Origin of the sequence: Pseudomonas sp. MWU13-3659 (assembly GCF_023757525.1) — a bacterium.
In the GTDB taxonomy this organism is placed as follows: Bacteria; Pseudomonadota; Gammaproteobacteria; order Pseudomonadales; family Pseudomonadaceae; genus Aquipseudomonas; species Aquipseudomonas entomophila_E.
Genome location: NZ_JAMSHW010000035.1, coordinates 1 through 15,567, shown reverse-complemented (window position 1 = coordinate 15,567; position 15,567 = coordinate 1). Strand labels below are relative to the sequence as shown.

9 protein-coding genes are annotated in these 15,567 nt (G+C 66.3%); 1 reads left to right on the top strand and 8 read right to left on the bottom strand.

Features of this window, described 5'->3' with window-relative positions; all coding sequences use genetic code 11:
- Nucleotides 1-267 precede the first annotated feature (267 nt).
- Nucleotides 268-1,158 (bottom strand): 3-hydroxyisobutyrate dehydrogenase, encoded by an 891-nt coding sequence (gene mmsB, locus NGM28_RS25310; RefSeq protein WP_252092033.1) that lies wholly within the window; start codon nt 1,156-1,158, stop codon nt 268-270.
- A gap of 10 nt (nt 1,159-1,168) precedes the next feature.
- A complete protein-coding gene (locus NGM28_RS25305) occupies nt 1,169-2,695 on the bottom strand; it encodes a CoA-acylating methylmalonate-semialdehyde dehydrogenase (RefSeq protein WP_252092031.1) in 1,527 nt (508 codons plus the stop codon).
- A gap of 133 nt (nt 2,696-2,828) precedes the next feature.
- Here NGM28_RS25305 and NGM28_RS25300 point away from each other — a divergent pair, with 133 nt between their 5' ends.
- Nucleotides 2,829-3,779 carry a LysR family transcriptional regulator gene (locus NGM28_RS25300; protein WP_252092029.1) on the top strand — a complete coding sequence of 317 codons (951 nt, stop codon included), beginning with the start codon at nt 2,829-2,831 and terminating at the stop codon, nt 3,777-3,779.
- 83 nt (nt 3,780-3,862) lie between these two features.
- Here NGM28_RS25300 and yfiB read toward each other — a convergent pair whose 3' ends face one another.
- The 6 genes from yfiB to recC all read right to left on the bottom strand — a co-directional run bounded on the left by yfiB (nt 3,863) and on the right by recC (nt 15,493).
- Nucleotides 3,863-4,363 (bottom strand): outer membrane lipoprotein YfiB, encoded by a 501-nt coding sequence (gene yfiB / locus NGM28_RS25295; RefSeq protein ID WP_240066822.1) that lies wholly within the window; start codon nt 4,361-4,363, stop codon nt 3,863-3,865.
- Nucleotides 4,364-4,366: 3 nt separating this feature from the next.
- Nucleotides 4,367-5,629, bottom strand: coding sequence for a diguanylate cyclase DgcN/YfiN (dgcN, locus tag NGM28_RS25290; RefSeq protein ID WP_240066823.1), 1,263 nt, complete (start codon nt 5,627-5,629; stop codon nt 4,367-4,369).
- The gene (gene yfiR, locus NGM28_RS25285; protein ID WP_252092027.1) at nt 5,626-6,201 is read right to left on the bottom strand and encodes a regulatory sequestration protein YfiR; all 576 of its coding nucleotides are present in this window, start codon (nt 6,199-6,201) and stop codon (nt 5,626-5,628) included. Before yfiR ends, dgcN begins: the two co-directional genes overlap by 4 nt.
- A 69-nt stretch (nt 6,202-6,270) precedes the next feature.
- Nucleotides 6,271-8,346: an exodeoxyribonuclease V subunit alpha gene (recD, locus tag NGM28_RS25280; RefSeq protein WP_252092025.1), complete on the bottom strand. Its 2,076-nt coding sequence runs from the start codon at nt 8,344-8,346 to the stop codon at nt 6,271-6,273.
- The gene (recB, locus tag NGM28_RS25275; protein ID WP_252092023.1) at nt 8,343-12,014 is read right to left on the bottom strand and encodes an exodeoxyribonuclease V subunit beta; all 3,672 of its coding nucleotides are present in this window, start codon (nt 12,012-12,014) and stop codon (nt 8,343-8,345) included. The genes recD and recB overlap by 4 nt, the downstream gene beginning before the upstream one ends.
- A complete protein-coding gene (gene recC / locus NGM28_RS25270; protein WP_252092022.1) occupies nt 12,011-15,493 on the bottom strand; it encodes an exodeoxyribonuclease V subunit gamma in 3,483 nt (1,160 codons plus the stop codon). Before recC ends, recB begins: the two co-directional genes overlap by 4 nt.
- Between the last annotated feature and the right edge of the window lie 74 nt (nt 15,494-15,567).

Here is a 15,567-nt window from a genome sequence, read left to right as displayed (position 1 = left end):
GGTACGCGGCACCTGAAAACATGCAAGGAATGCAAAGCGTCAGATCCATTGCGTCGCCTGGTTCGCCGGCAAGCCGGCTCCTACCGGGCCCGCGCCGGATCTGTAGGAGCCGGCTTGCCGGCGAAGAAGCCAACGCGGTATCTCGCGTCAGCCCCTACACTGACCACGACGCATACTCAAAAAAAATCGCGAACCGAACACCCCTCCCCCTGGTGCGCAGTTACAGAGGGAAAGCCGTCCGGCTCGCGATCAAGCCCACTCGCTATGTCAGTCTTGCTTGCGATAACCCTCGACGATCGCCGAGAAGTCCTTGCCGCCCTCACCACGCAGGCTCATGGCCTGGTACAGCTGCTGCGCCACGGCGCCGAGGATCACCGGCTGGTGCGCCTGGCGCGCGGCCTCGGTGGCCAGCCCCAGGTCCTTGAGCATCAGCTCGGCGCCAAAGCCGCCGGTGTAGCCGCGCGAAGCCGGTGCGGTCTCGATGATGCCCGGCCACGGGTTGTAGGTGTCCGAGCTCCAGCAGCGCCCGGTCGAGCTGTTGATGATGCCGGCCAGCACCTTGGTATCGATACCCAGCGCGTTGCCCAGGGCCATGGCCTCGGACACGCCGATCATCGAGATGCCCAGCAGCAGGTTGTTGCAGATCTTGGCGATCTGGCCGGTGCCGACTTCACCGCAATGCACGATGTTGCGGCCCATCTGCGCCAGCACCGGCTGGAGCGTGGCGAACAGTTCGGCGCTGGCGCCGACCATGAAGGTCAGGGTGCCGGCCGCCGCGCCACCGGTGCCGCCAGAGACCGGCGCATCACCCATGTCGATGCCCTTGGCCGCCGCGGCCTTCGACACGTCACGGGCCGTCTGCGGGTCGATGGTGCTGCAATCCACGGTCGGGGTGCCGGGGCGGATGCCAGCCAGTACGCCGGTTTCTTCGTCCAGGTACACGCTGCGCACATGGGCGGCGGCTGGCAGCATGGTGATCACCAGCTCGCTGTCGGCGGCGGCCGCCTTCGGCGAGGCGCTGACCTGCCCGCCCAGCCCGGCAAGCTCCCTGAGCACGGTCTGGTTCAGGTCGAACAGGTTCAGTTGGTGCCCGGCCTTGATCAGGTTGCGGGCCATGGGCGCGCCCATGTTGCCCAGGCCAATGAATGCGATACGCATGACGAACTCCTTAGCGCAGGCTGATGGTGGTGTTCACACCGTCGTTGACGCTGTCGTCGTCGAACCAGCGGGCGGTGACGGTCTTGGTCTGAGTGTAGAACTGCACCACCTGCTTGCCGTACGGGCCGAGGTCGCCGAGCTTGGAGCCGCGCGAGCCGGTGAAGCTGAAGAACGGCACCGGTACCGGGATCGGGATGTTGATGCCGACCTGGCCGATATCGATCTCACTCTGGAACTTGCGCGCCGCCGCGCCGCTCTGGGTGAACAGGCCGGTGCCGTTGCCGAACGGGTTGGCGTTGACCAGGGCGATGGCCTCGTCGAGGGTGTCCACTTCCAGTGTCACCAGCACCGGGCCGAAGATTTCCTGGGTGTAGACTTGCATGTCGGTCTTCACGCCGGAGAACAGGGTCGGGCCGATGAAGTTGCCTTGCTCGTAGCCCGGGACCTTCACGTCACGGCCGTCGAGCTCGAGTTTGGCGCCTTCCTTGATGCCGCTTTCGATCAAGCCCAGCACACGTTCCTTGGCGCGCTTGGAGACCACCGGGCCAACGTCGGTGCCCGGTTCGTTGCCGGCGTTGACCTTGAGCTTGCTCGCCGCATCCTTGATATCCGGCAGCCACTCGCGGGCCTTGCCCACCAGCACCGCCACCGAGGTGGCCATGCAGCGCTGGCCGGCCGCGCCGAACGCGGCACCGACCAGGGCGTTGACGGTCTGGACGCGGTTGGCATCGGGTAGCACCACGGCGTGGTTCTTGGCACCCATCATCGACTGCACGCGCTTGCCGTGCTGGCTGCCCAGGTTGTAGACGTGGGTGCCGACCTCGGTCGAACCGACGAACGAGATCGCCTTGATGTCCTTGTGGGTGCAGATCGCATCGACCACCTGCTTGCCGCCGTGCACCACGTTGAGCACGCCCGCCGGGATGCCGGCTTGCAGCGCCAGCTCGACCAGCATCATGGTCGACAGCGGGTCCTGCTCGGACGGCTTGAGCACGAAGGTGTTGCCGCAGACGATGGCCATCGGGAACATCCACAGCGGGATCATCGCCGGGAAATTGAACGGGGTGATGCCGGCGCACACGCCGATCGGCTGGCGCAGGGTGTAGGTGTCGACACCGCCGGCGACGTTCTCGGCGAACTCGCCCATCTGCAGCGTGCCGATGGAGGCGGCGTGCTCCACCACCTCCAGGCCACGGAAGATATCGCCTTCGGCGTCGGCAATGGTTTTGCCCTGCTCGGCGCTGAGGGTGACGGCGATGCACTTGCTGTGTTCGCGGATCAGCGCCTGAAGCTTGAGCATGATGCGCATGCGTACGCCGATGGGGGTGTCGCGCCAGGTCTTGAAGGCGCGTTCGGCGGCGGCCACGGCGGCGTCGACTTCCTCGACGGTGGCGAACGGCACCCGCGCCAGCACCTGTTGCGTGGCCGGGTTGACGATGTCGCGCCATTCGGTGGTCTTCGACTCGACCCACTGGCCGTCGATCAGCAGCTTGACCTGCTCGACCTGGGTCTGGGCGGGGTTCTGGGGTGCGTTCATCTGCGCTCTCCTTGGAATTATTGTCGGAACGAAGACGCCTACGCCGGCAGGGACACGGGGTGGCGTACAGGGGCTGAGATCGAGTATAGATGTGCAAACATCCAACAAGAATGCACAAAAAAACCGGATCATCATGCAAAAAGACCTCACCTCCCTGAGCGCGCTGAACTGGGACGACCTCAAGTTCTTTCTTGAGGTAGCGCGCACCCGCAAGGCCAGCAGTGCGGCCAAGCGCCTGGCCGTGGACTACACCACGGTGTCGCGGCGCATCGGTTCACTGGAAGGGGCACTGGGCACTTTGCTGTTCGAGAAATCGCGGACCAACGGCTTCGTCCTCACGGCTGAGGGCCAGCGCCTGCTGGGCTACGCCGAGTCGATCGAAAGCACCTTGCACATGGCCTGCGAGCAGGTGTCGGGCTCGGGGGTGGCCTTGTCGGGGCATGTGCGCATGGGTTGCACCGAAGGTTTCGGCAGCTTCTTCGTGACCCCGCAGCTGAGCCACTTCGTCGATGCCTGGCCGGCGATCTCGGTGGATATCCTGCCGTTGCCGCACTTCATCAGTTTGTCCAAGCGCGAGGCCGATATCGTCATCGCCCTGGAGCGGCCCGAGCATGGGCCGTATGTGTGCTGCAAGCTGTGCGACTACCGCCTGCGCCTGTACGCGACCCAGGATTATCTCGACCGCCATGAGCCGATTCGCGAAGTCGCCGACCTGGCGCGCCACCCGTTCATCAGCTACGTAGACGACCTGGCGTTCAGCTCGGAGCTGCTGTACCTGGCCAACCTGATCCCCAACGCCAACGCCCACCTGCGCAGCACCAGCGTGATCGCCCAGTACACGGCGGCATTGCAGGGGCGTGGGCTGGCGATCCTGCCGTGCTTCCTGGCGGCGCAGGATCCGCGGCTGGTGACGGTGTTGCCGGAGGAAATCGAGGTGACGCGGCAGTTCTGGATGTACTGCCGGGAGGACCTGCGCAAGTTGAAGCGGATCACCTTGCTGTGGGATTACATCCGTGAAGTGACCGAGGCCAATGCGCCGTTGTTGATGGGAGAGACCCGCGAGATGAAATTCGCCCAGGATTGATTGGGGCCGCGTTGCGGCCCATCGCCGGCAAGCCGGCTCCTACATAAGCCCGTAGGAGCCGGCTTGCCGGCGAACAGGGCCCGTCAGTCCGACGCCACCACGATCGATACACGACGGTTCTCCAGGCGCCCGGCGCTGGTGCGGTTGTCCGCCACCGGCTGGCTGCTGCCCAGCCCACGGGTCTGGATATTCTGCGGCTGCATGCCAATGCCGATCAGCGCCTTGGCCACGCTCTGGGCGCGGCGCTCCGACAACTGCTGGTTGTAGGCCGCCTTGCCCGAGGCATCGGCATGGCCATCAATGCGCACGCGCTGGATATCCACCGACAGCAAGGCCTTGCCGATGCGCTCGACGATCGACTCGCTGGCGCTGTTGAGGCTGTCCAGGTCACTGCCGAACAGCACCTTGCCGGACAAGTCGAATGCCCAGCCTTCGTCGGTCGGGGCAAAGCCCTCGCGCTTGAGCACGGCCACCTGCTCGGGGGTCAGCCCCTTGGGCGGCACGCTCTGGCAACCCGTGAGGGTTAGCAGCGCCAGCAGCACGGCCAGAACGGGGAAACGCAGGAAAGGTAGGCGGTAGATCACAGTTCAGCTCCTGTTCTTAACGTCAGTGGCCTGGCGTTCCGGCTGGGCCACTTGCCAATGGCCACGGCGCTTGCGCTTGGCCTGGTACATCGCCGCGTCGGCGGCATTGAGCAGACTGGCCGGGTCTTGGCCATCGTCCGGGTAATAGGCGATACCGACACTCAGCGAGGTGGTAATGCTGTTGCCATCCTCCAGCTGCACCGGCAGCCTCATGCTGGCGACGATCTTCTCGGCGATGCGCTCGGCGTCCTCGCGCGCCTGCAGCGGCGACAACAGCACGGCGAACTCGTCACCGCCCAGGCGCGCCACCAGGTCATGCTCGCGCAACTGCGCGCGCACCCGGCTGGCGACGCTGATCAGCACCTGGTCACCCACCGCGTGGCCGAGGCTGTCGTTGATCCGCTTGAAGTGATCGCTGTCGAGGAACAGCAACGCCAGGTGTTCCTGCTGGCGGGCGGCGTTGCGCAGGCTGCGGGTCAGGCGGCCCTCGAAGAAGGCGCGGTTGGGCAGGCCGGTCAGGCTGTCGTGGCTGGCCTGGTGCGCCAGGGTCTCGTTCTCGCTCTGCAGGTGGCTGTGCCAGACCTCCAGTTCGTCGAGCAACGCATTGAAGTCATTGCCCAGCTCGTTGAGTTCGGCGATCTGGGTTTCCGGCACGCGCCGGTCGAAACTGCGCTCGCGCCGGGCGGCGTGGGCGACGCTGGCCAGGTGGCGCAACGGGCGGATGATATCGCCGAACAGGCGGCGCGACAGGTACAGGGCGAGCACCGCGCTGAGCACGGTGCACACCAGGATCCCCACCAGGCCACTGAGCATGAAGCGCACCAGGTTGCCGCCCTGCCCGGTCAGTTCGATATGGCCGACCTTCTGGCCCATGTGCTGCACCGGCAGGTTGATCGGTTCCTCCAGCAGGCTGCGCGCCACCTGGGTCTGCAACTGCGCCATCACCCCCTGCTCGTCGCGTTGCCAATGGGCGAGCAGGTCACCATCGTTGTCATAGACCTTGGCGTCGGCGATCTCTTCGGTGGAGGCGATCAGCGCCAGGGCTTCATTGGCTGCGGCGCTGTCGTCGAAGACCACGGCGGCCTCGACGGTGTAGTTGATCGAGCGGGCGATCAGGTGCAGGTTGTGGTTGGCGTAGACCCGCAGCGCCGCCACGCCCAGCAAGGTTACCAGCACGCCGGCCAGGCCCGCGGCGAGCAGCGCCACGCTCAGGTGCCCTCGACCGAGCACCGCGCGCAGCGTCGGCCGGCTGAAGCGCCGCTTCATGGCTGCCCCGCCCGGCGCCGCGACAGCTGCAGCACACTGGGGTGGATGCGCACACCGCTGCGCGTCACCGAATCGAGGTTGACGTCGAAAGCCACCTGCTGGTCGCCGACCCGCAGGCAGAACAGGCTGCCCACGGTGCACGGATCGTCGGCCTCGCTGATGCTCAGCACCGGGTGGCCGTTGATGGCCTTGAACAGCTGTTCGCGCTGGGCGTTGTCGAGCTTGCCGATATAGACCGCGTCACAACCACTGCTGACGCTGGCGTCACCGGCCAGCAAACGCCGTACCTGCAAGGCGTGCCCGGAATTCTGCACATTGCCCTTGATCAGGTCGTCCGCGTATTCGGTTGGGCCGACCAGGCACAAGCGCAAGGGGTTGGGTTCGGCGGGCCAGCGCGCGTAGCTCAGAATGCCCAGCACCACCTGGGTCACGGCCTTGGCTCGCTGCTGGACCTGCGCATCCGACGCGGCGCTGCCCGCCCAGGCGGGGGCGCTGTTCGACAACAGCATGGCCGTCAGCAGCGAGAGCACACAGCCCATCACGCGTCTCAAGGCCGAGACAGCCACTGTCATGGAAGGAAATCTCTCAGAGGGTTTCCGGATAATGCCGCAACGATAGCACACCGCGTCGCTCCGCCCGTATCACACCTGTTCCAGCATCAAGCCGGAAACCCGCCTGACCTTGCGCCCGACGGCCTCCTCGAACACCCCGGCGCGCGGCTCGATCAGGCTGAAGCAGTGCTTCGCCCGGGTGATACCGGTGTACACCAGTTCCTTGGTCAGCACCGGGTTGAGCGCGTCGGGCAGCACCAGCGCGGTGTGGCTGAACTCCGAGCCCTGGGACTTGTGCACGGTCATGGCGAACACGGTCTCCACCTCGCTCAGGCGGCTGGGCAGGACGAAACGCACCCCGCCACTGCCGTCGTTGCGCGGGAAGGCGACGCGCAGCAGGGCCTGGCCCTGGTCGTCCGGCAGGCGCAGGGCGATGCCGATGTCACCGTTCATCAGCCCCAGGCCATAGTCGTTGCGCGTCACCAACACCGGGCGCCCCTCGTACCAGGCTTGCTGGCTGTCGATCAGCCCGGCATTGTGCAGTACCCGCGCCACCCGCTGGTTCAGGCCCTCGACGCCCCAGGCGCCCTTGCGCACGGCGCAGAGCAACTGGAAGTCCTCGAAGCTGTGCAGCACTTCCCCGGCCCATTGCTCCCAGCGCGGATCGTCGGTGGGGGTACCGGGCGGCGGACGCAGGCGGCCAATGGCGCGCAGGTAGCCGCGATAGCCTTGCGGGCCGTCGGCACCTTGGTTGAGGCCATCGAGCAGCAGGCGGTCGAAGCGCTTGTCGTGCTCGCCACCCAGGGTCAGGCAGAAGACATCCTGTGGATGGCTCGCCAACAACTCACGGGCTTCCCTGGCCTGCTGACGATTGACCAGACGCGCCAGCTGGCCGATACCGCTGCCTTCGCCGAAACGTCGGGAATGACGCAGCATGACGATCTGTTGGGCCAGCGGGTTACGCTGACCATCGCCCGGCTTCAGGCCGATGCCACTCAGCGACTGGCCGCCCACCTGTTCCAGCCAAGCGAGGGTCTGTGGCCAATAGCAGCCGTCTTCCGCATCACGGCACAGGTCCCCCAGCACCGCCCCCGCCTCCACCGACGCCAGCTGGTCCTTGTCACCCAGCAGCACCAGCCGTGCGTTGGGCGGCAGCGCATCGAGCAGGTTGGCCATCATTTCCAGGTCGATCATCGACGCCTCGTCGACCACCAGCACATCCAGCGGCAGCAGGTTGCCTGAATGGTGGCGGAAATGGCGCGAGCCCGGGCGGCTGCCGAGCAGGCGGTGAACAGTGCTGACTTCAGTGGGGATGTGCGCACGCACTTCATCAGCCACCTGCAACCGTTCGACTTGCTGCCCGATGGACTCGGTCAGGCGTGCCGCGGCCTTGCCGGTGGGCGCCGCCAAGCGGATGCGCAAGGGCCGGCCCTGCTCCACCGCAGGCCCCTGCAACAGGCCGAGCAAGCGCACCACGGTGGTGGTCTTGCCGGTGCCGGGGCCACCGGTGATGACACTGAACCCGGCGCGGGTGGCGAGAGCGCAGGCCAGTTTCTGCCAATCCACCTCGGCACCCGACGCACCACCTTCGAACAGTTGCGCCAGGCGCAACGAAAGATCGTCCTGCTGGGGTTGCAGGCGGGCCAGACGCTCGTGCAGGGCAGCGTCGATGCGCCGCTCGTAGGTCCAGTAGCGGCGCAGGTACAGGCGTTGTGCGCTGAGCACCAAGGGTCGGGGGCGTTGCTCGGTGGCATCGCCATCGGCCACCAGGGCGCTTTCGCCGATACGCTGCAACCACGTGTTCAGGTCAAGGCTGGCCAGCAGTTGCGAAGGCAGCAGCAATGGCCCGGCCAGGGCATCCCCTTCCGGTGGCAACGACAGGGCGAAGTCCGGCTCGGCCAGGGTCTGCGCGAGGTCCAGGCAGACATGGCCATGGCCCAACTGATGGCTGGCCAGGGCCGCCGCCAGCAGCACCAGCGGGTCGCTGCCCGGGGCACGCTCTTCGAGAAAACTCACGAACGCGCGGTCCAGGGCCCGCAGCCAGCCGCGTTCCACCCAACGGTCGAGCAGGGCCAGCAGATCCTGGCTATCGCGCAGGGGCGCCAGCGCACTCAGGTGCTCGGCTTGCAGGGCGGTGGGCAGCAGGTCATCGAGGCTTCGGCTCATGGCGCGGCTCCGGCAAACAGGTCCTGCTGTTCGGGGGCATGGGCGCCCCGGAACAACGCGTCCAGCGCCTCGATCAGCGCACGGGGTGGCCGGGCGTGATACAGGCCATGGCCCGCAGGCGTCACACCACGCAGGAAGATGAACAGGGCACCGCCGATATGGCGGTCATAATCGTAATCGGGCAGGCGGGCGCGCAGTTGCCGATGCAGGGCCAGCAGGTAGAGCACGTATTGCAGGTCGTAGCGGTGCTCGAGGATCGCCTGCTCCATGGCCAGCAGCCCGTAGGCCTGGGCATCCGGGCCGAGCCAGTTGGACTTGTAGTCGGCCACGTAGTAACGCCCGTCCAGCTCGAAGGCCAGGTCGATGAAACCCTTGAACATGCCATTGAGTTGGGTCGGCTGTGCGCCCGGCCGGGCCACGCCGCCATGGGTGTGGCGCAGCACCAGCTGATCGAGCTGCACGGCATCGACGTTGTGGCTGGCGAACCAGAACTCCATCTCGATCTGGTACTGACCCAGTTTGCCGAGGGTGAGGCTGGTATCCGTCAGCGGCATCGGCTGCACCAGCATCTGCTGCAACCACTGGGTGAGCGTGGGGATCCAGCCTTTCCAGTCGCGCCGGTTGCAGCGTCGGGCAACGGTGTCCTCGAGCCGCTTCGGCTGTGCCGCGACCTCGGCGAAGCCTTCATTGCCGGCCCACTCCAGCAGGCCGTGGAGGAAGGTTCCAGGGTTCGGGCCACGGGGGAAACGGTGGATATCACCCTCCTCGGCAGGCACTTCGCGCAATTGCAGGCTGTCCAGCACCTCGTCGTCCAGCAGTTGCTGGGCCTGGGAGCTGTCGGCGACCAGGGTCTGGTCGCCCACGCGCAAGGCGCTGTAGGAGGCGATCCACCAATGCTCGGCCGCCGCACGTCGCGGCTTGCGTGGCGCCAGTAGCTCACGCTGGCTCTCGGGCATGCGATAGCACTGCGCGTCCGCCTCCGGCACCGGCCCGCTGGCGATGGCCGGGCTGTCTGCGACCAGCATCCGCAGCCATTCGCTCAGTTCGCCCGACGCCTTCAGCGCCGAGCCGCCGCCGAGCAGGTAGCCCAAGGCTGAGCGGTGCAGCTGCGAACTACGCTGGGTACCGCGCTTGAGGTCGGCGACACCCAGCCAGCACGCATGCTGGGCACGGGTCAGGGCGACATAGAGCAGGCGCAGGTCTTCGGCCAGGCGCTCGTCGTCGGCGCGCTCGATCTGCTCGGCATCGGGGGTAAGCGTCAGGTGCGCCACGCCGTCGTCGTCATGCCAGGCCAGGGGCAGGCGCTGGCCATCCACCGGTTTGCTGGTGCAGATGAACGGCAGGTACACCAAGGGGTACTCCAGGCCCTTGGACTTGTGGATGGTCACCACCTTGACCAGTTGCTCGTCGCTTTCCAGGCGCAGAATCTGCTCCTCTCCCACCTGCCCGGCATTGGCCAGGTGCTCGGCGAGGTGGCGGATCAACGCCTGTTCGCCATCGAGCTCGCCAGCCGCCTGCTGCAGCAGCTCGGCCAGGTGCAGCAGGTTGGTCAGCACCCGCTCGCCATCACTGCGCGCCATCAGGCTGCGCGGTAGCTGGAAATCGTGCAGCAGGCGGCGCAGCATCGGCAGCACGCCCTGGCGTTGCCAGGTGTCGCGGTAACGCCGGAAGCGCATCACCCAGTTTTCCCAGACCCGCTCGTCCTGGTTCAACTGCTCCAGGTCGATCAGCGGCAAGTCGAGGGTGAGGCTGGCCAGGGCGGCCTTGAGCAGGCGCTCGGAATCCGGCTCGGCGCAGGCCTTGAGCCAGGCCAGTAGGTCACGGGCCTCCTGTGCGGTGAATACCGAGTCCTTGTCCGACAGGTACACGCTACGCACATCGCGGGCGGCCAGCTCGGCACGGACCAGTTGCGCCTCACGGCCGTCACGCACCAGGATGGCGATATCGGATGGCTGGCAGGGACGCAGCGTGCCGTCCTTGTCGGCAAAACCGCTGACGCCCTGTTGCCCGCCATTGAGCAAGGCCACGATATGGCTGGCGCAGCTGGCTGCCAGCCGCTGACGGTAGAGGGTGTTGGAGACCGGCTCGTCGCTCTCAAGTTGCCAGCAGTGCAAGGCTGCGCAAGGCTGGCCGTCGACCAGCAGCTGCTCGGCGCGCCCCTTGGCGTGGACTTCAACGAACGGCAACGGGTTGTCGCCATGGACGCGGAACAGGAAGGCGCCACGCCCTTCACCACGCTCCTCGGCCTGGAGGAATACACGGTTCACCGCCGCGACCATGGCCTGGCTCGAACGGAAGTTGGTGTCCAGGCTGTGCAGACGGCCGCTGGTGGCACGGCGCGCTGCCAGGTAGGTGTAGATATCGGCACCGCGAAAGGCGTAGATGGCCTGCTTCGGGTCACCAATCATGAACAGCCCGGTATCCGGGTTGTTCTCGCTGATGCGATAGATGCGCTCGAAGATGCCGTACTGCACCGGGTCGGTGTCCTGGAACTCATCGATCAGCGCTACTGGAAACTGCTCGCGGATCAACCCGGCCAGACGCTCGCCAGCCTCACTGCCCAAGGCCTGCTGCAAGCGCAAGAGCATGTCATCGAAACCCATCTCCGCGCGGCGACGCTTCTCCACTTCGAAGCGTGCCGACACCCAGGCGGCGGCATGTTCGAGCAGCCGGACATCGGGGCTGGCCAGCCCCTGCAATTGTTCGCGCAGGTTTTCCATGGCGCGCAGGGCCGGGTGCTCCGGCGGCTCGCCAGACTTCCACGCCTCGGCCATGCCAGCGGTTGTCAGCCGGGTGAAGCCCGTGCCCAGGTCCAGCTCCATCGCCTGCTCATCGCCTGCCCAGGCACGCAGCTTGTCGAACCAGGGCTCGAAGTAGCGCGCCTGCAACTTGCGGCCATCGGCCTGCTTCGCGGCCACGGCATCGCGGCAGATCTGCTGCAGCTCATCCGCCCAGACGCTCCAGGGGGCCTTGAGCTGGCCCAACTGCTCGGTGCGCTGGCGCAGGGTGGCTTCGATCAATGCCTGGGGTTCGGCATCGTCTCGCTCGTCACGTACCCGTCCAAACAGCGGGCGAATACGCGGCAGCAATGCATCGGGGCTGCCCCAGTTGCCACGCACCCAAGCCAAGGCCTCGCCATGCATGCCATAGCAGAAGCGTCGCCAGTAATCGCGCATCACCTGGCCGAGCAGTTCGCTGTGATCGGTTTCCAGGCTCTGGGTGAACAGGCTGCCGCTGTCGAAGGCGTGCTCGCGCAGCATTCGCTGGCACCAGCCGTGAATGGTCGACACCGCGGCCTCGTCCATCCACTGCACGGCGATCTCCAGGCGGTTGGCGCAGCGCGACCAGTGCGCCTGAGGATAATCGTCGCGCAGTTGGTGCAGCAGTGGATCGGCATCGTCCAGCTCGTCACGGAAGAACCGCGCCGCCTCGGCCAGGCGCGTGCGGATACGCTCGCGCAGCTCCTTGGTGGCCGCGTCGGTGAAGGTCACCACGAGGATCTGTGGGGGCAGCAGTTCGCGGGCAAAGCCCTGCTCGCCGCCGTGTCCCAGGATCAGCCGCAGGTACAACGCCGAGATGGTGAAGGTCTTGCCGGTACCGGCGCTGGCTTCGATCAGCTGGCTGCCATGCAGTGGGAAACGCAATGCCAGTGGGCGGGTTTGGCTCATTGGGCACTCTCCGGATTACCCAGGGTCTGCCAGGGTGCTGCGAACAGGGGGCGGTACAGCGTTTCGCACCAGCCTTCGAAGGTTTCGTCCAGGGCGAGGGTGGCGAAATCACGGTACTGACGGGCCAGGGCCAGGCTTTCGCTGCGTTCACCGTAGCTGATCTGCCCGTCACCTTCATAGGCGCGGATGGCGGCGGCCTGGGCCTTGTCCGGGTCTTCCTGGGCCAGCCAGGCGAACGCGGTCTTGGCCGCCACCGGCAGCGGGGTATTCATGCCGGCCTGGCGCGCCACCAGCAGCTCGCCCAGACGCTCGGCGGCCTCGGCTTGCGGCAACGGGGCGAGCAGCAGGGTCAGGTCGCTGGCCACCAGCGCGCTGTGCAGGGGATAACTCGAAGCGCATGCAGCCAGGTGCATGACCCAGGTTGGAATCAGCCGATGCCACTTCAGGCTGTTGCGCCCGGCGCTGAGGGTATTGGGCACGGTGGCGATACTCAGCAGGCTTTGGTCGTCGGCCTGGTACACGCGCCCCAGCCAACCCTCCAGGCGATGCGCGCCCTGTTCGAAATGAATCGGCAAGGCGCCTTCGACCAAGGTCGGCCAGCGTTGCAGCAGTTGGCGGTGGCGTTGCAACAAGTCCGGCAGCGGCTGGATCAATTCGGCCTGCAACGCTTCACCGAAGCCGGCCAGGGGCAGCATGCCGCAGGCCTGCAGGCGTCGGGCCTGGGTCTGCAGGGCGCGCTCGGCATTGTCCGGGTCGGCCAGCGCCGCGCCCAGCAGGCTTTCGCTCAGGCCATAGCGTTGCAGTGCATCGAGGACGAAGGGTTCTTCATCCGGGGTCGGCGCTTCCAGCGCCTCGAAGAACACCTTGAGGCGCTGGCTGAAAAAGTGCCGTACCGGGTGGCGCAGGAAATCCTGCAACTGCACCAGGCTCAACGGCTCATCGCTGCTGTAGGTCGACAGTGGCGTGTGCTGCGCAGCGTTGTCCGTGTCCTGCTGATGCAACACCCGCCACTCATGGGCGAAGCTGAACAACGGGCTGCCTTTCTGGAAATAGCGCAGGCTGAAGGGCTGCAGCGGGTGTTCCTGGGTCAGGGCATGCAACAGCTGTTGGCCCGCGTCTTCCCGCTGCCCCTGCCGAGCGCCTGCCAACTGCCAACCTGCGGCCAGGTGGTCGCGCAGTTGACCGACCAGGACCGAGGCGGGCCGCTCGCTGTTGTCGCGAATGCTGCGCCCGACCCAGCTGACATAAAGCTGGTCGCGGGCTGACAGCAGCGCCTCGAGCAACAGGTAGCGGTCGTCCTCCCGGCGTGAACGATCGCCTGGGCGGTAGTCACTGGCCATCAGGTCGAAATCGAGTGGCGGCTGGGCGCGGGGGTAGTCACCGTCATTCATGCCCAGCAGGCAGACCACGCGGAAAGGGATGGCGCGCATGGGCATCAGGGTGCAGAAGTTGACCGAGCCGGCGAGGAAGCGCTGGGACAACTTGCCCTGGTCCAGGCCCGACAACCAGGCCTCGCGAACCACGGTGAGCGGCAACAGATCCTGCAGGCCGACTGCGTCGCAGGTCTCCAGCCAGGTGTCACGCAGGTCCTGGAGCTGTACCAGCAACAACTCGTCGTGTTCGTCTTCGGCCAGGAAGAAGATCTGCAGCAGGGCATGCAGGCGCTCGCCCCACTGTGTCGCCGTGGCCGGCTGCGAGAGTGCCTGGCAGGCAATGTCCAGGGCCTCGAGCAAAGCCACCAGTGGGCCAATCAGGGCCGCATCCAGACCGCCGATCTCATCATACGGCTCGATACCGTCGCAGCCCTCACCCACGCCTACGGCGTAACCCAGCAGCATGCGCCGCAAGCCGAATCGCCAGCTGTTCTGCTCCAGCCCTTCGGGCAGCCCCAGGCTGGCGCGCTGCTCGGCGCTCAGGCCCCAACGGATGCCGGAGCCTTCGATCCAGCGATGCAGGGTGGGCAGGTCGCTCTCCTGGATCGCGAAGCGGGCCCGTACCGCTGGAACATCAAGCAGGTCGAGCACCTCGCTGACGGCGAAACGGCTGTCGGGTAGTTTCAGCAGATGCTCGAGGGCGATCAGCAACGGGTCGCGGCCGCGTTGCCCCTGGTCGGTCAGGGTGAAGGGGATGTAGCGGGGGTCGCTGCGTTCCAACTGGCCGAACACTGCGCGGATGTGCGGGGCATAGGTGTCGATCGCCGGCAGCATGACGATGATGTCCCGGGGCCGCAGCGTAGGGTCGGCACTGAAGCGAGCCAGCAACTGGTCATGCAGGATCTCGACTTCGCGCTGAGGGCTGTGGGCCACATGAAAGCGCACGGAGCGGTCCTTGGTCGGATCGACTGCTGGCCACTGCTCACGGGTTTCCGCCAGTGGGCGCAGTTCGAGGATGTCGTCCTGGAGCTGGTTGAGCAGCGTCTGGGGATCAGCGTCGCTGAACAGGTCGATGCGGCCGTCACTGAAGACCGTCTGGTAGCTGCCTGGGTCGTCGTAGCTGTCGAGCAGATTAATGTAGTCACGGCCCTGCTTGCCCCAGGCGGCGAGCAGCGGGTGGGCGTGCTGGTGCAGCAGCTCGTCATCCAGTTGCATGGGCATGCCCTGCTTGCGCTGCTGGCGCTTGTACTGGTGACGCAGCAGGTCTTTGTCGGCAACGATATCGCCCCAGTGGTGGCGACAAGGGTTGTGCACGCACAGCAGCACCTGGCTGAAACGGGCAAGGCCCGCCAGCGCCTCGAGAATCTGTGCGGGCAGCGACGAGATGCCGAACACGATCAGCCGGGCCGGCAAGCCGGCAGGCGCCTGTTCCAGGCTGTTGATGCGTTCGATGAAGCGCTGGTGCACACCGGCGCGGCTCTGGGCCATGCCCGCTTCGCCCACATCTTCAAGCAGGATCCGCCACAGTTCGGCCTGCCAGCGGTTACCCGCCGCCAAAGGCTTGCGCTCACCCCGCGCGGTGTTGAGCACATGGGCGCCGGACGCCCAGTCCTTGAGCCAGTCGGCACGGTAGACCTGGTACTGGTCGAACAGGTCGGCCAGGCGCTCGGCCAGCTGGTAGCGCTTGCGCAGGTCGCTGTCATCGGTGAGGAACCGGCGCAGGGGTTCGAAGTGCGGCCGCTCGATCACCTCCGGGAGCAGCCGCATCAGGCGCCAGGTGAGCGGCGCCTTGTCCAGCAGCGACACTTCGGGGATTTCATCGCGCCCCAATACACGGCGGTACAGCTGCCACATGAAGCTGCCGGGCAATTGCACATCGATGGCTGCGGCAATGCCACAGCCGCCCTGGTCGTCGTCCTGTGGGTCTTCGGCCAGGGCCAGCTTCAACCACTGTGCAATACCGTTGCTCTGCACCAGGGCGATTTCGTTTTCCAGGGGTGCCAGGGGGTAGCGACGCATCACGCTCACCACCAGGTTGCGCAGGTCATCCAGGCGGTTGCCCTGAACGATCATGAAACCTGGGTGAAGTGAGGTGGTCGTGGCCATTGGGGCTCTCTGGTAGGGCGGAGGTACTGGTGGGGAACCATATCACGGGGACGCCGCCCCTGTAGGAGCTGGCG